General features: G+C 44.6%; 17 protein-coding genes. 11 read left to right on the forward strand and 6 right to left on the reverse strand.

All coding sequences use genetic code 11. From position 1 onward, the window contains the following. The 9 genes from fabG (at position 1) to GVO62_RS01085 (ending at position 7881) form a co-directional block, all read left to right on the forward strand. Positions 1-741, forward strand: coding sequence for a 3-oxoacyl-ACP reductase FabG (fabG, locus tag GVO62_RS01045; protein ID WP_105931048.1), 741 nt, complete (start codon positions 1-3; stop codon positions 739-741). 200 nt (positions 742-941) lie between these two features. Beyond that, entirely contained in the window at positions 942-1181 is a 240-nt protein-coding gene (gene acpP / locus GVO62_RS01050; protein WP_012518211.1) for an acyl carrier protein, read from the forward strand. A 79-nt stretch (positions 1182-1260) separates the two neighbouring features. Continuing rightward, positions 1261-2499: a beta-ketoacyl-ACP synthase II gene (gene fabF / locus GVO62_RS01055; protein WP_159117370.1), complete on the forward strand. Its 1239-nt coding sequence runs from the start codon at positions 1261-1263 to the stop codon at positions 2497-2499. Between the two features lie 338 nt (positions 2500-2837). Continuing rightward, positions 2838-3686, forward strand: coding sequence for an aminodeoxychorismate lyase (gene pabC, locus GVO62_RS01060; RefSeq protein ID WP_159117371.1), 849 nt, complete (start codon positions 2838-2840; stop codon positions 3684-3686). Between the two features lie 108 nt (positions 3687-3794). Next, complete coding sequence (gene mltG / locus GVO62_RS01065; RefSeq protein WP_159117372.1) at positions 3795-4814, forward strand: endolytic transglycosylase MltG; 1020 nt, start codon at positions 3795-3797, stop codon at positions 4812-4814. A 71-nt stretch (positions 4815-4885) separates the two neighbouring features. Next, positions 4886-5557, forward strand: a complete 672-nt coding sequence (gene tmk / locus GVO62_RS01070; protein ID WP_159117373.1) for a dTMP kinase — start codon at positions 4886-4888, stop codon at positions 5555-5557. Continuing rightward, positions 5557-6444, forward strand: coding sequence for a DNA polymerase III subunit delta' (gene holB, locus GVO62_RS01075; protein ID WP_159117374.1), 888 nt, complete (start codon positions 5557-5559; stop codon positions 6442-6444). The genes tmk and holB overlap by 1 nt, the downstream gene beginning before the upstream one ends. A 61-nt stretch (positions 6445-6505) precedes the next feature. Next, positions 6506-7288: a TatD family hydrolase gene (locus tag GVO62_RS01080; protein ID WP_159117375.1), complete on the forward strand. Its 783-nt coding sequence runs from the start codon at positions 6506-6508 to the stop codon at positions 7286-7288. Between the two features lie 35 nt (positions 7289-7323). Further along, complete coding sequence (locus tag GVO62_RS01085) at positions 7324-7881, forward strand: pyridoxamine 5'-phosphate oxidase family protein (protein WP_159117376.1); 558 nt, start codon at positions 7324-7326, stop codon at positions 7879-7881. Between the two features lie 166 nt (positions 7882-8047). On the opposite strand, the gene GVO62_RS01090 is transcribed toward GVO62_RS01085, so the two are convergent. The 3 genes from GVO62_RS01090 to GVO62_RS01100 form a co-directional block, all read right to left on the reverse strand. After that, positions 8048-8680 (reverse strand): SDR family oxidoreductase, encoded by a 633-nt coding sequence (locus GVO62_RS01090; RefSeq protein ID WP_159117377.1) that lies wholly within the window; start codon positions 8678-8680, stop codon positions 8048-8050. A 201-nt stretch (positions 8681-8881) separates the two neighbouring features. Beyond that, positions 8882-11836, reverse strand: coding sequence for a ligand-binding sensor domain-containing diguanylate cyclase (locus GVO62_RS01095; protein ID WP_159117378.1), 2955 nt, complete (start codon positions 11834-11836; stop codon positions 8882-8884). A 155-nt stretch (positions 11837-11991) separates the two neighbouring features. Then, entirely contained in the window at positions 11992-13812 is a 1821-nt protein-coding gene (locus tag GVO62_RS01100; protein WP_159117379.1) for a M2 family metallopeptidase, read from the reverse strand. Between the two features lie 52 nt (positions 13813-13864). Between GVO62_RS01100 and GVO62_RS01105 the strand changes: the two genes are divergently transcribed. Continuing rightward, positions 13865-13996 carry a DUF4870 domain-containing protein gene (locus GVO62_RS01105; protein ID WP_236547031.1) on the forward strand — a complete coding sequence of 44 codons (132 nt, stop codon included), beginning with the start codon at positions 13865-13867 and terminating at the stop codon, positions 13994-13996. Between the two features lie 32 nt (positions 13997-14028). Here GVO62_RS01105 and GVO62_RS01110 read toward each other — a convergent pair whose 3' ends face one another. From GVO62_RS01110 to GVO62_RS01120, 3 genes are all read right to left on the reverse strand, one after another. Further along, entirely contained in the window at positions 14029-14304 is a 276-nt protein-coding gene (locus GVO62_RS01110) for a hypothetical protein (RefSeq protein ID WP_159117380.1), read from the reverse strand. Between the two features lie 218 nt (positions 14305-14522). After that, positions 14523-15287, reverse strand: coding sequence for an SDR family NAD(P)-dependent oxidoreductase (locus GVO62_RS01115; protein WP_159117381.1), 765 nt, complete (start codon positions 15285-15287; stop codon positions 14523-14525). 46 nt (positions 15288-15333) lie between these two features. After that, positions 15334-16248 carry a haloalkane dehalogenase gene (locus tag GVO62_RS01120; RefSeq protein ID WP_159117382.1) on the reverse strand — a complete coding sequence of 305 codons (915 nt, stop codon included), beginning with the start codon at positions 16246-16248 and terminating at the stop codon, positions 15334-15336. A gap of 245 nt (positions 16249-16493) precedes the next feature. Between GVO62_RS01120 and GVO62_RS01125 the strand changes: the two genes are divergently transcribed. Then, positions 16494-18617, forward strand: a complete 2124-nt coding sequence (locus GVO62_RS01125; RefSeq protein WP_159117383.1) for a 3-hydroxyacyl-CoA dehydrogenase NAD-binding domain-containing protein — start codon at positions 16494-16496, stop codon at positions 18615-18617. Positions 18618-18622: the final 5 nt, after the last annotated feature.

An 18622-nucleotide genomic window follows, 5' to 3' on the forward strand; every position in this document is an offset into this window, starting at 1 on the left:
ATGAGTCAATTAGACGGTAAAATTGCGCTGGTAACCGGAGCGAGCCGAGGAATAGGCAAAGCGATTGCCACACAGCTAGCGCAACAAGGCGCAACGGTTATTGGCACGGCCACGAGCGAAAATGGCGCACAAGCAATTAGTGACTATCTTTCTGAGTTCGGTGGTCAAGGGTTTGCACTGAATGTTACCGACAAGGAAAGTGTTGATACCACCTTGAAAGCGATTAACGACGCTCACGGTGGGATTGATATTTTGGTCAACAATGCAGGCATTACGCGCGATAATCTTTTGATGCGCATGAAAGATGACGAGTGGCAAGATATTATAGATACTAACCTTACTTCAATATTTACGCTGTCAAAAGCTGTACTTCGCGGTATGATGAAGAAACGCTTTGGGCGCATAGTAAATATTGGTTCTGTGGTAGGCAGCGCAGGTAATGCTGGTCAAGCCAACTATGCTGCTGCGAAAGCCGGCGTCATTGGTTTTTCTAAATCTATGGCGAGAGAAGTGGCTTCTCGTGGTATAACAATCAACGTTGTTGCCCCTGGTTTTATCGATACAGATATGACAAAGGCGCTAAGTGATGATCAAAAAGCAGCCATTTTTAAAGATATTCCGGCTAACCGATTAGGCGAGCCTGATGAAATTGCAGCCACTGTTGCCTTTTTGGTGAGCGATGGTGCAGCCTATATTACAGGCGAAACCATCCATGTTAATGGTGGTATGTATATGGGGTAAATTCGCAATTTTTGCGAATTTTCCCTAGTTTGGGGTGGTATTTACCCGAACTTGGATGTAAAAATAGTATTTTACGAATTTCGAATGTCGCTGGTTTGACCAGAAAATTTGTTTAAACTGGTGCTTGCAAGGATGCACCTTGCAAAATAAACTAGCGGCACTTTTATTATCTAGTGACGTTTTAAGGGAAACCTAGAATTATGAGTAACATTGAAGAACGCGTTAAGAAAATCATCGTTGAACAACTTGGCGTTAAAGAAGAAGAAGTAAAAGCAGAAGCTTCATTCGTTGACGATTTAGGCGCTGATTCACTTGACACTGTTGAGCTAGTAATGGCTTTGGAAGAAGAATTCGATACTGAAATTCCTGACGAAGAAGCAGAGAAAATTACTACAGTTCAATCAGCAATTGACTACATCAACGCTAACAAAGACGCTTAAGTCTTAAGTAGCGACAAAACGGCTCTTATTAAGAGCCGTTTTTGTATCTCCTACCTTAGTTCCAAAGCGAGGGCTTTTTGTGACAAAACGTCGCGTAGTGGTTACTGGTCTTGGAATGCTTTCACCATTAGGTCTTAATAGCGAAGACACATGGCGCAAATTGCTCGCGGGCGAGAGCGGCATCGGTGAAATCACCCATTTCGATTGTAGTAACTATTCAACCCGTTTCGCAGGTCAAATCAATGATTTTGATCCGCAGCAATACATTGAAAAGAAAGAAACCAAAAAAATGGACCGCTTCATCCAGTTGGGTATTGCAGCTGGCAAGCAAGCGCTGGTCGATTCTGGTTTCAGTGTTTCTAAAGATAATGCTCACCGTGTTGGTGTTGCTATTGGCTCAGGTATAGGTGGTTTAGAACAAATTGAACAAAACCATTTAAAGCTGACAAATAGCGGTCCTAAGCGCGTATCGCCATTTTTTGTACCTTCAACCATTACCAACATGATCTCAGGCTTTTTGTCTATCATGGAAGGGTTGAAAGGACCGAATTTAAACGTTGTGACTGCATGTACTACAGGCGTTCACAATATTGGTATTGCCGCAAGAACTATTGCTTACGGCGATGCAGATGCTATGTTAGCTGGCGGTGCTGAAGCCTCTATCACACCGTTAGGAATGGCAGGCTTTGCAGCAGCGCGCGCGTTGTCTTCTCGCAATGACAATCCACAGGCTGCAAGTCGTCCATGGGATAAAGACCGCGATGGTTTTGTTATGGGCGAGGGCGCTGGTGTCATCATGCTGGAAGAGTACGAGGCAGCGAAAGCCCGTGGCGCGCATATTTACGCTGAGCTTGTTGGTTTCGGTATGAGCGGCGACGCATATCACATGACATCACCACCAGAAGATGGTGAGGGGGCAGCAGCATCAATGCAAAATGCTATCAATGACGCGAACGTAGATGCGAACCTCATTGGTTACGTGAACGCTCACGGTACATCAACGCCAGCCGGCGATATTGCTGAAGTTGCGGCGGTTAAGCGCGTTTTCAATGATCATGCTTACAAGCTACTGGTAAGTTCTACTAAATCAATGACAGGCCACCTACTAGGTGCTGCTGGCTCTGTAGAAGCAATTTTTACTATCTTAGCATTGCGTGACAAAATGGCGCCGCCAACGATCAATCTAGATGAACCAGGCGAAGGGTGCGACTTAGATTTTGTCGCAAACAAAGCGAAAGCCTTCAATGAAGATTACGCGCTATGTAATTCATTCGGCTTTGGCGGTACCAATGGTTCGTTGGTTTTCAAACGAATCTAGATCTAGCAAAAGCATAGATGTTATTTTCAAAAGGCAGCGAACCGCTGCCTTTTTCTTACATTCTCGTTAACTGATTTCGCACATCAATAAACCCCAGCAGCAAAAATTCGCTGTAAGCGAAGTGAAATTATCTATGCGGACTGGTATTAGCGATGGACAATCACAAGGCTCCCTAAACCCTCCTAGTTGTTTGATTATTAATCTAGTCAAATGGGTTAAAGGATTACCAGGTGTTGAAATGCAATGATTAGCCTATGCTGAGTAGCGCTATGAGTTGTTTGACCAACGCAACTTGGTATACTCCTTCTAATCAGTAAATCAGCAAGTAAGACCAAGCATTGATAATTATTCCAAATGCTACGCCTATTTCACCCAGTGACCGGGCATTTAATTACGGAGACGGTGTGTTTACCACATTGTTGGTCCATCGCAATAAAGCACAGCTAAAGCCTTATCATTTATCCAGGTTAAAGCACGACGCCGCAGCAATTAAACTTGATATTGATATCAAAGCCCTGGACGTCGCTATTTCTGAGCATATAGATCATATCGCCACATCGTCACGTAACGATTTGGAATCTAAATACGTCTTAAAAGTGCACATTTCAGGTGGACAGACGGGCAGAGGGTATGCGCGAAGCGAAGACAGTGTGGTTCAGGTCAGATTTAGTCAGCATCCTTTTCCCAGTTATTATGACAATATGTCTCGGAAAGGTTTATCTGTTATATGTGCTCAAACTCGGTTAGCCATTCAACCGCTGCTCGCGGGCGTGAAGCATATGAATAGATTAGAACAGGTCCTGATTAAACATGAAGTGAATGAGGCAGGCGCAGACGACGCTATCGTATGTGACACTCAAGACAATGTGATTGAAGCAAGCGCGGGCAATCTGTTTTTTTTCTATAACAATGCCTGGTACACCCCTTCACTGAAAGGGAGTGGAGTTAATGGCGTGGTGAGGCAATATCTTATCGATTCATTGCTAAATGATAATAATGAATTACATGTGGGAGAGTATCAGCTTTCTCATTTACAAAGCGCCAGCGCTGTCGTGATGACGAATGCTTTAATGGGTGTAATACCCGTGAAGGAACTTCGAATGCCCGATTTTTCAATGGTTAGTTTTGACGTGAAGAACAAGGCAATTGAAGCATTACAGCAGCGACTGAATGATGGAAAGCGCTAACCCAAAGCACTCGCGCAGGGTACGCCGACAAACTCAAAATAATGATAAGCATAAAAAGCGAGAGCTTAAAATGGAATTAAAACCTGTGAATTTAGGAGAGCGGTAAGAATGAAGCGCTTAGTAATTCTCCTTTTAACCCTTGGCTTACTGGTTGTCATCGGGGCTGTATCGGGCGTTATGTTTGTATCTTCGAAGGTGACTACGCCCTTAAAGCTGCAAAAAGAAACCCTCATTACTATTGAGCGCGGAAGCAATGCCTATCGAACGGTAAAGCTGTTGCGTAATGAAGGTTTGAGTGAGGTATCCCCGTTTGTGGCTAAGGTTTGGCTAAAGCTTTTTGCAGGTAACACGTTGGTTAAATCAGGCTCTTATATGTTGCGGCCCGGTCAATCCCTCGTTGATGCCTTTACCCTTTTTACCGAGGGTGATGAGCATTTGTTTGCAGTAAGTTTAGTTGAGGGCCTAACGCTCTCCCAGTGGCTTGATACGTTGAGACAAAACAATCAGCTAGAATTTGATATTACTGATGCTACGTTACGAGAGATAACCAATGATAATGACGTAAAGTGGTGTTGTGAAAACGTTGAACACACTGAAGGCGTTTATTTAGCCGATACCTACTTTTTCACGAAAGGTATCAAGGCTAGCCAAATTTTGAAGCGGGCTCATGGTGCACTGGTCGATTATGTGACTAGCGAATGGGAACAGCGCGCTGTTGATTTGCCGTTGCAATCCCCATATGAAGCGCTCATTTTGGCGAGTATTATTGAAAAAGAGACTGCAGTGCCGTCAGAGCGGGATATGATAGCAGGCGTATTTATTAACAGGCTTAATAGAAATATGCGTCTGCAAACAGATCCCACCGTAATTTACGGTATTGGACCTACGTTCGACGGAAATATTACGCGCAAGCACCTGCGTGCCGCTACACCCTATAATACCTATGTTATTAAAGGGTTACCGCCAACGCCGATTGCCATGGCCGGAAAAGCTGCTATTCATGCTGCGCTGCATCCCTTATCAACTGATGCGCTGTACTTTGTGGCAAAAGGAGATGGAAGTCATCAATTTTCCACAACACTAGAAGAACACAACGCTGCTGTGCGAAAATATCAGCTTAAAAGATAACGCAGTGAAATTGACCAATGCGTTCATTATCTATCGCGAAACACTGAAAAATAAATAGAGTTTAAAACGTCATGCGCGGAAAGTTTATTGTAGTAGAGGGCCTTGAAGGGGCAGGTAAAAGCTCTGTAATCGGGTTGATTGTTGAGGCGTTAAAAAAAGCCGGAAAGCGCGTGGAACAAACTCGAGAGCCTGGCGGTACACCAATGGCCGAAGCCATTCGCGAATGTGTGAAGCATGATTGGCATGAAACGGTAAGTGAAGAGACGGAGCTGCTTTTAATGTACGCTGCCCGGGTTCAACTGCTTACGAATAAAATTTTGCCGTCCCTCGATACGGGGGCGTGGGTAGTGGGAGATAGGCACGATTTATCGTCTCAAGCTTATCAGGGCGGCGGTCGTGGTGTTAGCGAAAAAACGATGACGGCGATAAGCGACATCGCGTTAAAAGGTTTCAAGCCAGACCTGACTTTGTACCTAGACGTTGACCCTGCAGTGGGCCTAGAACGTGCTCGTGGGCGTGGCGAGCTAGACCGTATAGAGCAAGCTGGTTTAGCGTTCTTTGAGCGTACCCGCGCTAAATATCTCGAATTAGCAGACCAAGATGAAAGTATAGTAGTAGTGAGTGCTATGCAGTCTATGGACAAGGTTCATCAAGACGTTATTGCAGTTATTCATCACTATATAACTAGCGAATGCAGCGGCGATGTCAGCCAGCGAAATACATCTGTGTTAGGAGACGGTTAATGCAGATGTTGCCTTGGTTCACTGCAACCTATGCCACCTTACTCTCTCGATATCTGGCTAAAAAGCTGCATCATGGATTGCTTTTAACTGGGCCAGAGGGCATCGGTAAGCACCGTCTTGCTATTGGGCTTGCCAACGCACTGCTGTGCAAGCGCCCAGGTGCAGACGGCCCGTGTGAGCAGTGCCAGAGCTGTCAGCTAAGACAAGCTGGCAATCATCCTGACTTCCACATCCTTGAAAGTGAGAAGCAACTCGGCGTGGATAAAATTCGCGAAGGTATTGCCAAGCTCTCAGGAACGGCGCAAATGGGAGGCAACAAGGTGTTGCTTATCCCGAGCGCTGGCTCTATGACTGAGGCGGCAGCTAATGCGCTGTTGAAAACTTTGGAAGAGCCCACAAATAACACATTCTTGCTCTTGATAACTGACAATATTAACAAGCTTATGCCTACAATACTAAGCCGTTGTGAGAGGCAATTATTGCCACTGCCGTCAGTATCAGAGAGTTTGAACTACTTGCAAGCCAAAGGCGTAAAAGATGCAAGCGAAGCATTACTTGCCGCCTATGGCTATGCCCCGTTGCGCGTGGAAGAAGCATTATCAGGCGATAATGATTTTAGCTACCGCAATTTCAGCGATGGTATCCAGGCGCTGCTAGCCGGTGATGCCAACTTGCAGGCACAAACGCTGGCGAGTAAGTGGCAGGACAATGCTCAACAAGTTGCATTGTGGTGTCAGCAAATGGCTCATGATGACTATATGCAGCGCCAGCAAGTTGTTGACTTTAATCGTTACAAAACCTGTGTTGAGGCCGTCAAAACGCTTCAGCATGCAGGTGTCAACAAGTCCATGGTGCTTTTTGGGTTACTCAAACAATTTCAACGTTAATAACACAATATAAGAAACCATCTTATGTTGTGGGTATTAACTACAAAAATATAGGTGTAGTTTGTTCGTAGATTCTCATTGTCATTTAGACCGATTAAAGCAAAGCCCGCAAGAACTGGCAGAAACGCTTAACTTTGCGAGAGCCCGTGGTGTTGAGCACTTCTTGTGCGTCTGTGTGTCGGTAGGCGATTATGACAGCATGTTGGAAGCGGTAAGTGGTTTTGATGATGTTTCTGTGTCTTGTGGTGTTCATCCATTACACCAAGACGAGGCATGCACTTATGAAGTGCTTTTGGAAAAAGCAAAACGTAAAGAGGTTGTCGCTATAGGTGAAACCGGGTTGGATTATTTTTACAGCCCAGAAAGCAAAGATGTACAGCTGACATCATTTGTGGATCATATCAAAGTGGCGAATGAAACCAATAAGCCGCTAATTATCCATACCCGAGATGCGCGGGAAGATACCATTAATTTGCTGAAAGAGCATAAGGCGCCACATACGAGAGGCGTATTACATTGCTTTACAGAGTCGCTGGAAATGGCACAAGCAGCCATCGACATGGATTTTTATATTTCTATCTCTGGTATTGTGACCTTCAATTCTGCTGCTGAATTACGAGACGTAGTAAGCGCGATCCCTTTAGAGCGGTTATTGATTGAAACTGACTCTCCTTGGCTCGCTCCTGTCCCTTATAGAGGCAAGCAAAACCAGCCGGGTTACGTAGTAGAAGTTGCTGAGTTTATTGCAGAACTTAAAGGCGTATCGGTGGAAGAATTAGCAAAGATAACTACGCGTAATTTTTATACTTTGTTTTCTCTTGCCAGCAAACAAAAAGTGGCCTAACGCATACGGTTAACGACAAGCAATCGGAGGTAATCATGCCCCAGTGGCGACAAGGATTAACGAAAAGTTTGCACCAAACCCGAAGTATGCCCGAAAGTCGATATTTTCAATTGGCTACCGTGGGGGAAAGCGGTGCGCCTTTTTGTCGAACCGTGGTGTTTCGAGGGATAACAAACGATGACCAATTAGTTGTTATCTCAGATACTCGTTCCGAGAAATTTGACCAGCTTTCTCAAAACGCTAACGCTCAAGTGTGCTGGTATTTTTCGAAGACCAGAGAGCAGTATCGTTTTTCATGTAATGCGACAGTGATGACCGCTGATGATAATTATGATTTGGTAAAACAGCAGTGGGACAAGCTATCTGATGCGGGAAAAAAACAGTTCTTTTGGGGAGAGCCGGGTACCCCTCGAAATGATGGTTCTGCGCTTCATATTGAAGGGGACTTTAAGCAGGTTCCTTCACATTTCTGTACCATATTGCTCGCTATACAAAATGTAGATTATTTAAACTTGCGAGGAAACCCACAAAATCGTGAGTGGCATGAAAAAGACGAGAATGGAAATTGGGTTAGCCAATCGCTGATACCATAATGTTTCAATGGGCTAACACACTTAATTATTTGCGATCAAACCTCGTATTAAAACAGATAGAATAAACAAAAAAAGCGACCCTCTTATATTTGTCTTTAGATAATACAAGAAGGCCGCTCATCCTAACGCTTAATAAGCTTTAGCCAAGCGAGTTACTTTCGCTAGCCTAGAAAACCTGAGAAATGGGCGTATCACCTTTAAATAAATAGGTGATGATGTTATCACTACTCTCTCTTGCAACACTTTCTACAATGGCGGTAGCAACGTCCTCCCTTGGAATAACGGCATCGTCTTTATTATCAGGCATATCGGTGCGAACCAGGTGTGTTCCAGGTTCATTCAATAGCGTGCCAGGACGTAAAATAACGTGATGCAAACCGCTATTAATTAAGTGCTCGTCTGCCATGTGTTTAGCGACTAAATAGGGCTTAATTTCCGAAGAAACCGCATCTGGATCACCCGCACCAATTGAACTTATCATTACAAATTTAGGTGTACCTGCATCCTTGGCATAGTTAACTGCGTTACGTGCCGCCCACAGGTCTATCATGATAGTCTTCTCTGCGCCCGTGTTTCCGCCAGACCCAGCGGTAAATACAACAACGTCGGCACCGTCAAAATGCGCTGAAAAATCGTCTTCCAAATTTTGCTCAACAACAGTGAGACTATCATTTTCTATATCTGATAATTTATCAGGGCTTCTTACTGGGGCTAGTACTTTATGCCCCGCATCTAATAATTTTACGGTTGCCTGTTTACCTATTTGTCCTGATGCGCCGATTACTAATACATTAGCCATTATTTGATACTCCTTTAAATTCTATAAGCGAATCGTTATTAAATATGAATTCAAAGATGGATAGTGGTCACATGCGTAAAGCGATCAAAAAGAGCGGTTAAATGCATGATGAAGAGATTGACGACATCAGCCTTGCCATAGAAAAATGAAAATAGGAGGGCTGTGTTTTGCCCGCGGTAGAGTGCTAGTTGACGTTAGCGCTTATTTGATTACAGCATTTCGTCCAGATTCTTTACCTCGGTATAGTTTTTTATCAACCGCGTAAATACAGGCTTCAATACTTTCGTAGTCGGTAATATCAGCGACGCCGCACGTAATAGACACGTTGATTTTATTATCAGAAATAGCAATACTTGTCTCGGCTATACATTTACGTAATTTTTCAGCAACCCAGTAGGCTTCCTTTAGACTTAAAGAGGGAAGTAATATCAGAAACTCTTCACCGCCCCATCTAGAGATTACATCGCTCTCACGAAGGTTATCTTCGAGAATTCGCGCCACCTTCGTTAGTACGATATCTCCAGCTTGATGACCGTAGTTATCGTTGATGCGCTTGAAATGGTCGATATCAATAATGAGTAGAGAGAACGTGCGGTTGTGTCGTTTGTATTCATGCCATTGAGCACTTGCGCGCTGCGAAAAGTAACGGCGATTTTTCAGGCCGGTCAGCGTATCCTGAGTAGAGAGTAGGGTAAGCTTTTCAACCGCTGCCTCTAAGTCTTTTGTTTTTTCTTCCACCTTTAGCGCGAGTTCGGCCGAGCGTTTTTTTAATGTCCTAATTCTGAACCAGACGGCAGAGGACAAGAGTAAAATAATGGTGAGCAGGAATACCGTTCGCCATATCGGTTTATCCCACCACGGCGGTACAACAATAACCTCAATTTGCGCTTCGTTACTGCTCCATTCATTCTCTTTATTAATGGCTTTTACCGTAAATCGGTATCGACCCGGATCTAGATTTGTATAAGTCGCTGCGCGATTTTTGGCGTCGGTAAAGCGCCAACTGTTTTCAAAGTCGGCTAGTTTGTAAGCATAGCGGAGTTCATTCGCATTGATGTAATTCAACGCTGCAAATTCAATAGATAGTGCAATGTCATTGTGGTTAAGACTCACAGTACTACCTAAGCTTACTTTTTGCTGAAACGTCTTACCGCTCTCTTGCTCCTTACTTACTACCTCTATTTTTGTAAGATGGATACTTGGATCCCATTTTGTACTTACCACATTTAATGGATTAAAAAGTGTAAGCCCCTCTGCGCCGCCAAAAAGAATGGTGTTATTTCGTGTCAGAGCCACTGAGCCAATGTAATAACCCGTTGTCAATACGCCATGCTCAGCGCCATAGTAGGAGAGGGAAGAAAGGTTTGGCGCGATATAAGTTATGCCCTCGATCGTTGATATCCATAACCCATACTCATCGTCTTCTATTATTGCGCCGATCGAAATATTGCTTAACCTGCTCTCTCGCTTCAATTGTGTGACCTTGATGGAGGATAAATCATTGCCGTCTTTGGTGATGAAAAATAAGCCTGCCGCCTGAGTGCCTACCCAGTAGCCACCGCGTTTCGAGCGAGAGATCCAAGTAACAACGGTTTTATCAGTAATTTTGTCAGTATATTGGCTAACGCTGGCTATTTCCCCGGTAAGTTTGTTGGCAAGGTGCAGTCCAGAAACCGTACTGAGCCATGCGCTTTCTTTATCTTCCATCAAAATTCGGGTGGTTAATGACAAGGGCCACTGCTTTATTATTCTTCTTTCGGATGGCCGAAAAACGAATACACCATCACTGTAGCCGCCGAACCAAATATCACCCTCTGCATCTACGTTAACACTGTATCCAGCTTTACCTTGCATAGCTACAATATCTAACTGATTGGTTTGCTTATTAAGTTTTGCAAGCCCAGAGCGGGTAGCGACCCAAAGGTCGTCTCTCTTATCATCATAAACGAGACCCAGGAGCTTATCGCTCGATATATCGTCATTTTCTCTAGCATCGCTTGATGTGAAGGGGCCTTCATAGCTGTTTTCAACGGTGTCGAAAAGCCACAGCCCCTTCTCATTGGTAATCCAGACTTTATTGTCCTTATAACTTGTCATGGACCCGATGATTCGTCCGTCACCTACTTCTGTTGACTGAAAGTGGCTTAACCCCGGATTACCGATGGCAAAACCATCGTCTTTGGTTCCCACGACAACTAGGCCTGTTCGACCTTGAAAAATACTTGAGACTCGCTCATTGCCAGCCTCTTTTTCTGACATTGGAATTTCCACTACCGTGTAGGTGCTAAAAGAGGTCAATAGATTGAGTCCACTTTCAGTGCCAACCCAAACGTCGCCCTTAGCGCTAAGCATAATGTCTGTCACATAATTGTCAGACAACCCATGCACTTCCGAAGTACACTGAGCCGTAATCTTCTCGCTTTTACGACTTGGGTTATAAAGACAGACGCCACGAGTGGCTGTGCCCAAAAACAGCGTTGAGCGCTCGGCTACGGCCAACCTTGTTATGTTGATTTTATCCGTCGCGGCTGACTCTAATTTCTTCTTAATAGGGTCAAATTTGAAAAGGCCAGCGGTAGATGCTACGTAAAGGGTTTTACCTAAAAGTGCAACATCAGTAAGCGTGCTAGTCGTATCTGCTAGATAGCTTACAAGTTCTACACTGTCCGTTTCTTCATTGTATGTATAAAGGTCACGTTCTGAAATAATCCAGAGTTTTCCATCTTCAGTTCTTTTGATACGGTTAATAACGTGTTTAGTAAGTGAAGACGACGTTGGAAGCGTATAGTGTTCAAACATTTCGGTATCTACATTAAGGCGGCTTAAACCACTAAATGTGCCGATCCACATATATTGGCCATCCTTACTCGCTTCTATCTGTAGTGCTAGGAGAGTCTGTAAACCTGAGGCTTTGTCTTCACCCCACATACCAAAATTAGAAAAAGTATAGCCGTCGAACTTATCAATGCCAGACTGTGATGCGAGCCAAAGAAAGCCGTATTTGTCTTCTGCAATGTCAGCAATGGAGACGTGAGCAATCCCACTCTCTTTATTGAAAGATTGAAAGGCGGGCGCATCAATTTTAGCTTGAGCATTAAGTGCAAGGCTAAGAAAAATACTGATAGTAATAAGCAAGTGAGTAAATAGGCCTTTCATACTTAAATAAATTTAACGCTATAGTGGCGTAAACGGTACGCTTTTACCGCAAACTTACAATGGGACAAAAGTTTAATTTGAACAAAAAAGCCTCGAATAGTCGAGGCTTTATCACTTACATTGAGCGTTTTATCTTGCTCTTTTTAGCGGATCATTTACCAGCCACATTGGCGAGAGGCGTTTTGCTCATCAAGCCATGCCTTTAGTGGTGCAAAATAGTCTGCAATGGTGCTGGCATCCATTTGCGGTGAGCCTGTCAATGTCTCTAATGCATTTTGCCAAGGCTGGCTCATGCCCATTTCCAACATCTCGTTCAGTGCTTTACCGGCCTCTTTACTGCCGTAAATAGAGCAGCGATTTAGCGGGCCTTCGTCACCTGCGATATCACACAACGCCTTGTGGAATTGGAATTGAAGGATATGCGCTAAAAAGTAGCGTGTGTAAGGAACATTGGCAGGAACGTGATACTTTGCACCAGGGTCAAACGCATCGGCGCTGCGCTCATTAGGAGCCATTACGCCTTGATACTTTTCTCTTAGTTCCCACCATAGCTGATTGTATTGCTCTGGGGTCACCTCACCAGACATGACTTTCCAGCGCCATTGGTCAACCATCAAACCAAAAGGAATAAAGGCTATCTTGTCTAGTGCAACCTGCATTAGCATACCGATATCGTTAGACGCGTCTGGAATCTCGTCAATTAAGTCGATTTGCTTAAGATATTTAGGCGTAATAGACAGGGCGATAGTGTCACCGATGGCTTCGTGGAAGCCGTCGTTCGCCGAACCGCGATAGAGTAAAGGTTGATCCTTATAAGCACGCTGGTAATAGTTGTGTCCCAGTTCGTGATGAATAACGTTGAACTCTTCGCCAGTCTTCTGGATACACATCTTAATACGAAGATCGTCTTTGTCATCTAGGTCCCAAGCTGAAGCATGGCATTGTACGTCACGGCCTTCGGGCTTTTGAAACATAGAACGTTCCCAGAACGTATCTGGCAGTTCTTCAAAACCAAGGGACGAGAAAAACGACTCAGCCTGTTTCACCATAGCAATTTCGTCATAGCCTTGTGCAGCCAAAGCACCGGTAACATCTGGCACTTGCATTTCTTGTTGAGGTTTAACGATATCGTAAATATTGCCCCAGCTCTGCGCCCACATATTTCCCAATAAATGCGCCGGAATAGGCTTGTCTTGCGGCACAAGGTCTTCACCATAATGTTCACCAAGCTTCGCTCGAACATGACAATGAAGTGACTCGTAGAAAGGTTCAACTTGGGTCCATAAACGATCTAATTCTTTTGGAAATTCATCAGCAGGCATATCGTATTTGCCACGCCACAACGCACTTACGTTTTCAAATCCTAGTTCTGCTGCACCTTCGTTAGCAAGCGACACTTGTTCGGCATAAAGTGGCGCCATTGGTTTTGATACCTCACGCCAGCCCGCCCAATACTCTAATAGTTTATCGGCGTCGCGCAGGGTCGCCATTTCACTGCTCATTTCTACTAAGCTTTTGCAAGAACCGTCATTGCTACAATATTCGCCCGAACCATACATGGCACTAAGTTCAGAGCCTATTTTTGCTAAACGTTCTGCTTTTTTTGTATCGGCTGGCGGCGGCATAGTTAAGCTGTTTTTTAGCAGTTCAAGCTGCCTGCGGGTATCAGCATCAACGTCTACATCATTAAACTTCGCCGCCTCTTTAGCTAACTTAGCGACTTTCGTTGAAAGCACTTCATTAAAGTAGGCGCTGACTGCAGCAGTATCGAAGTTGATATTAGTGGCATAGCTCCACTCTGCGTGCGCAGCCGGAACCTGCATTTTTGCAACATCGTCTTGTGCTTGTTGCAAGAACTGTTTTGCATCTTGTGCGGTGAGTTCGGGGTTGATTTCTGTCTGTGTAGTACTTTCGCCACATCCTATAAGTGATAGACTGACCACAGCCGCTATCAGAGTGCGTTTATGATTGAGCATACTTTGTCCTTTAATTGTTTTATTTTTAACGTGAATCAACGTTCACATAGACATGCGAAAGCATTGTGTAACGCTACGTGGCTTTTGTAAAACAAATTTGAACTTCGCCATCGTGGCGGCGGTAAAAGCTAACAAAGGTGAATTGTGGGTTTATCCACTAAGCATTGAATTTATCAAGCGATAGCTCGGTCAGCCCAGCTAAATGTCGAATAGTTGCTAGTTAGCTTTTGAACTGTTGTTGGGCAAAACGCTATGAATTAAGAAAAGGCCGCTTGGCTGCTTTTTACTTTGAGGCACTGGAAAAATACTGCGTTTAACAGCATTAAGCGCCAATGACTTATTCAGGCGTTGCTTTTTAACGTTTTGGTTAGACGAGATTTCCTTTGCTTGAATCATCGAAAATGATGCCTCATTCTCTAGGGCAAAAGAGGGTGAGGATGCAATTGAACTAAGCGCGATTGATAAAAGCATGTATTTACTCAGCGTTTTCATAACACGTTTCTCTTAAAAATCAATTAGCGTGGCTTACATCTTGTCTAAGACTGGTTCGACGTAAGAGGCGGTTGCACCCACCTCATTCGTCGGCTTTGTTTGTTCAAAGTCATTACACCTAAAGTAGAATGAAATCGAAACGTTACGTGTTATACCAGGGTATTCATTATTATACCTTTATTTAGCTAAATAAGCCTTTTGTGGATATTTGAAGTGCATCACCACGCAGTTACACCACCGTCTACGGCTATTGTTTGCCCGTTCATATAGCTATTGCCTGGTGACAACATTAGCATCATGGTGTTTACGATTTCTTGCGGCTCGCCCAAACGTTTCATTGGGCTGCCCATGCCAAGCTGTTCCCGTGCCTCAGGGGTATTATAACCATCCACGTTCAGGATGTTGGTTGGACTATAGAATGGGCAAATTGCATTAATGCGTACGTTTTTGCGGCCGTATTCTACTGCGGCGGTTCGCGTTATACCCGATACCGCATGTTTAGCGGCTGCATATGCGCCACCTTTAGGTGCTCCACCTAACCCTGCTAGTGAACTCACATTTAAAACGTGCCCTTGTTTTTGTGCGAGCATTACCGGAATTTGATACTTCATTCCAAACATAACGCCCTTAACATTCACTGCAAACTGGGAGTCCATGATTTCCTCAGTCATTTGGTGAATAGGCGCTGGATTATGGGCAATACCGGCGTTATTCACGGCGATATCCAGCCTGCCAAAGGTTTCCATGGCTTTATCAACTAAGTCTTTATTAAGTGATTCACTGGCAATATTACCCGCTAGTACCACCACATCAGTGAGGGCTTTTACGTCCTTTTTCGTCTCCTCTAGTGCAGTCTCATTAATATCTGACAGAACAAGTTTTGCGCCGCGGTTGGCAAGGCCGAGTGATAACAAGCGGCCAAAACCGCTTCCAGCGCCTGTAATTAATACAACTTGCCCTGAAAAATCGAGTAGAGCATCCATGGTTATCTCCTAATGGTTAATGGTTTAGTGTCTGTTGAAAACCTGCTTACTTAAGTTGGGTTTTCTTAATAAACTGAATAAGCAAGTTAGCTAGCAGTTCCCCCTGGTCTTCCTGAATAAAGTGACCACCGTTTTCTACTAACCTATGGGCCATCCCTTTACAGCCGGGGATAAGTTTTTGAAATAATTTATCGCCGCCTTTCGTTATGGGGTCGCTATCGCCGAAAGCCGTTATAAATGGTTTTTTGAATTGCTTTAATTTATCCCATGCTTGCTTATTAGCCTGTGCTTCTGCACTGTCTGGGCTTGTAGGGACAAGAAGGGGAAACATCCGCGCCCCTGCTTTGTATTGCTCGTCAGGGAAGGGAGCGTCGTAAGCAGCAAGTGTCGCTTCATCTAATTCTGTTGTCGTCCCATTTTGGATAACTGTTGAAGTGGGAAATATCGGCACATCTTGTGAAAAGCGGCGCCATTTAATAAACGCCTCGCTTGGCGAATGGTCACCGGTTGGTAATCCGGTATTCGAAACCATTACACCCGAAAAGTAATCTGGCATGTCAGCGACGAGTCGCAGCCCTAACAATCCTCCCCAGTCTTGGCAGAACAACGTGGTAGGCCCTTTCACAACCTGCGTAAACCAATCCTTTATCCATATAAGATGTCGAGCGTAGGAATAATCTTCTTTTCTAACAGGTTTATCTGAACGCCCAAAACCAATGAGATCCGGTGCTATGACGTTGAATCCCGCTTCGGCCAATACAGGCATCATTTTACGGTATAAATATGCCCATGTAGGTTCACCGTGCATTAAAAGGACTGTGTGTCCATCTTCTGGTCCGCATTGATAATGGGCCATTGTCATTTCACTGCTGACTGTGTCTGTTATTTCAGTGAAGCATGGAGAGTAGGGAAAGTCTGTAATTTTGTTGAAGGCGCTTTCCGGTGTTTTAAGCACTTGCATAGCCAATTATCCTTTTGTAAATAAAATGTAATAACAAGTGTTGCTCAATTAACAAAAACACTGGTTTTATTTTCTGTCAAATAAACCTTAAGCAAGGTAGGACAAGCTCTACATCAAGAAATGAAACAGCAAAGGGGCTAGCGGTGATTATTAAAAATTATGATAAATGTCTATAACACCAATAAACTTGGATGATTAACAACACTGCAATAACATCCAATTAACGTGATAAACAGGACATGGTTATGACTGAGATGGAAAATAAAGCCGTAGAATATGCAGTACAACATGGTGTTGCTACGCTGACAATGCAGAGCGCGCCGGTGAATGCGCTGTCACGCGCGCTTCGAGTAGGGTTGATAGGCGGTATAGACAACGCATTACGCGATGATAGTGTAAACGCTATTGTCATTACTTCTTCACTACCTATTTTCTCCGGCGGTGCCGATATTAGCGAATTCTCTGGCGGCGATTTATCGCCCATGCTGCCTGAAGTTTTAGACAAGATAGAAAATGCGTCTAAGCCGGTTGTTGCTGTCCTCCCTGGGCCTGCATTTGGTGGCGGTTTAGAGGTAGCATTAGCCTGTCATCATCGCATCACCTTTGCCGACAACAAAGTCGGTTTACCTGAAGTTAATCTCGGCATTTTGCCTGGCGCAGGCGGTACGCAGAGACTTCCACGCTTAGCTGACGCTCAAACATCCTTAGAAATGATTGTAACTGGTAAACCAACGTCGGTGGTTAAGCTTCCTGGTGTGTTCGATAAAATTTCTGACAAGCCAGAGCATTTGCTTGAAGATACAAAAAATTACCTACAATCGCTAACGCCAGAAAAAGCGATAAAGCGTACCAGTGACATTGCGTTAACCATGTCTGACGAAACGCAGGCGGTTTTCGATGCAGTTACTGCACAAACTAAAAAAGCAACGCGAGGATTCTTCGCACCGCTTAAATGTATTGAAGCTGTGCGCGGTGCCTACACACTTTCGTTTGAAGACGGCCTTAAAAACGAAGGCAAACTCTTCATGGAATGCATGAATACGCCACAGGCTCGTGCTCAGCAGCATTTTTTCTTTGCCGAACGCGCGGCGGGTCACGTAAGTGATTTCGATAAAAACACCCCTGAACGCAGTATTGAGAAAGTCGCCATCATTGGCGCAGGTACCATGGGTGGCGGTATTGCCATGAACTTTGCCAATGCTGGCATTCCGGTCACGATGCTTGAATTAAAAGAAGAGGCGCTGGAAAAAGGGTTGGCGCTAATTCGAAAGAATTACGAAAATTCAGCGAAAAAAGGCAAGTTAACTCAAGAACAAGTGGAAAGCCGTATGGCGCTCCTGTCTGGTACGACTTCGTATGACGACTTAGCTGATGTTGATCTTGTTATTGAAGCCGTGTTCGAGAAGATGGAAGTGAAGAAAACGGTGTTTTCGACGCTTGACAAAGTGTGTAAGCCCGGCGCCATCTTAGCGTCTAATACGTCAACATTAGATATTGACGAAATTGCGACTGCCACATCGCGCCCAGAAGATGTTATTGGTCTTCACTTCTTCTCGCCGGCTAATGTAATGAAGCTGCTTGAAGTCGTAAAAGCAGAGAAGACATCTGCAGAAGTCATTAAGACTTGTATGAAAATGGCTAAACGCATTAAAAAAGTAGCGGTGTTGGTTGGCGTTTGCTTCGGTTTTGTGGGTAACCGCATGATTGAGCCTTACGGTCGTGAAGCCAACAGATTGCTTCTTGAGGGAGCGACGCCTGAACAGGTTGATCGCGTCCTAACCGAGTTTGGCATGCCGATGGGGCCGTTCACCATGGGCGACATGGCAGGCTTAGATATTGGTTACTACGTGCGTCAATCTCGCCAAGAATATATCTCACACGATCCTGCTTATGGCGCAGTAGCCGATCGTTTGGTAGAAAAGGGGCGCAACGGTCTTAAAACCGGACGTGGGACCTACAACTATGAGCCAGGCAGTCGAGTGCCAATCCCCGACCCTGAGGTACTAGAAATTGCAAAACAAGAGGCAGAACGTCTTGGGGTTGAGCAGCGCTCAGACATCAGCGATGAGGAAATTCTCGTTCGCGTTATGTACTCATTAATAAACGAGGGTGCTGCCATCTTAGAAGAGGGCATTGCGGCTAAATCAAGCGATATCGATGTGATTTACGTTTACGGTTATGGTTTCCCAGTGTATCGCGGCGGCCCTATGCAATATGCCGATGAAGTAGGGGTTGGCACTATTTTAGAAAAGCTGACTACTTATCGTGATCAATTGGGTGAGTACGGAAAAATGTGGCTTGAGCCAAGTGATCTGCTAGTGAAATTAGCGCAAAACGGCGGCACGTTTAAAAGCTATCAAGCGAAGTAGTCGTA

Origin of the sequence: Alteromonas sp. KUL150, from assembly GCF_009811475.1 — a bacterium.
GTDB classification, from domain to species: Bacteria; Pseudomonadota; Gammaproteobacteria; order Enterobacterales; family Alteromonadaceae; genus Alteromonas; species Alteromonas gracilis.

Bases quoted from the DNA above. Each gene is read 5' to 3' on its own strand.
- GVO62_RS01100 (WP_159117379.1), bottom strand. From the start codon at position 13,812: ATGCTCAATCATAAACGCACTCTGATAGCGGCTGTGGTCAGTCTATCA.
- GVO62_RS01115 (WP_159117381.1), bottom strand. From the start codon at position 15,287: ATGGATGCTCTACTCGATTTTTCAGGGCAAGTTGTATTAATTACAGGC.
- GVO62_RS01090 (WP_159117377.1), bottom strand. From the start codon at position 8,680: ATGGCTAATGTATTAGTAATCGGCGCATCAGGACAAATAGGTAAACAG.
- tmk (WP_159117373.1), top strand. From the start codon at position 4,886: ATGCGCGGAAAGTTTATTGTAGTAGAGGGCCTTGAAGGGGCAGGTAAA.
- holB (WP_159117374.1), top strand. From the start codon at position 5,557: ATGCAGATGTTGCCTTGGTTCACTGCAACCTATGCCACCTTACTCTCT.
- GVO62_RS01105 (WP_236547031.1), top strand. From the start codon at position 13,865: ATGCGAAAGCATTGTGTAACGCTACGTGGCTTTTGTAAAACAAATTTG.
- GVO62_RS01125 (WP_159117383.1), top strand. From the start codon at position 16,494: ATGACTGAGATGGAAAATAAAGCCGTAGAATATGCAGTACAACATGGT.
- mltG (WP_159117372.1), top strand. From the start codon at position 3,795: ATGAAGCGCTTAGTAATTCTCCTTTTAACCCTTGGCTTACTGGTTGTC.
- acpP (WP_012518211.1), top strand. From the start codon at position 942: ATGAGTAACATTGAAGAACGCGTTAAGAAAATCATCGTTGAACAACTT.
- GVO62_RS01095 (WP_159117378.1), bottom strand. From the start codon at position 11,836: ATGAAAGGCCTATTTACTCACTTGCTTATTACTATCAGTATTTTTCTT.
- GVO62_RS01120 (WP_159117382.1), bottom strand. From the start codon at position 16,248: ATGCAAGTGCTTAAAACACCGGAAAGCGCCTTCAACAAAATTACAGAC.
- fabG (WP_105931048.1), top strand. From the start codon at position 1: ATGAGTCAATTAGACGGTAAAATTGCGCTGGTAACCGGAGCGAGCCGA.
- GVO62_RS01085 (WP_159117376.1), top strand. From the start codon at position 7,324: ATGCCCCAGTGGCGACAAGGATTAACGAAAAGTTTGCACCAAACCCGA.
- GVO62_RS01110 (WP_159117380.1), bottom strand. From the start codon at position 14,304: ATGAAAACGCTGAGTAAATACATGCTTTTATCAATCGCGCTTAGTTCA.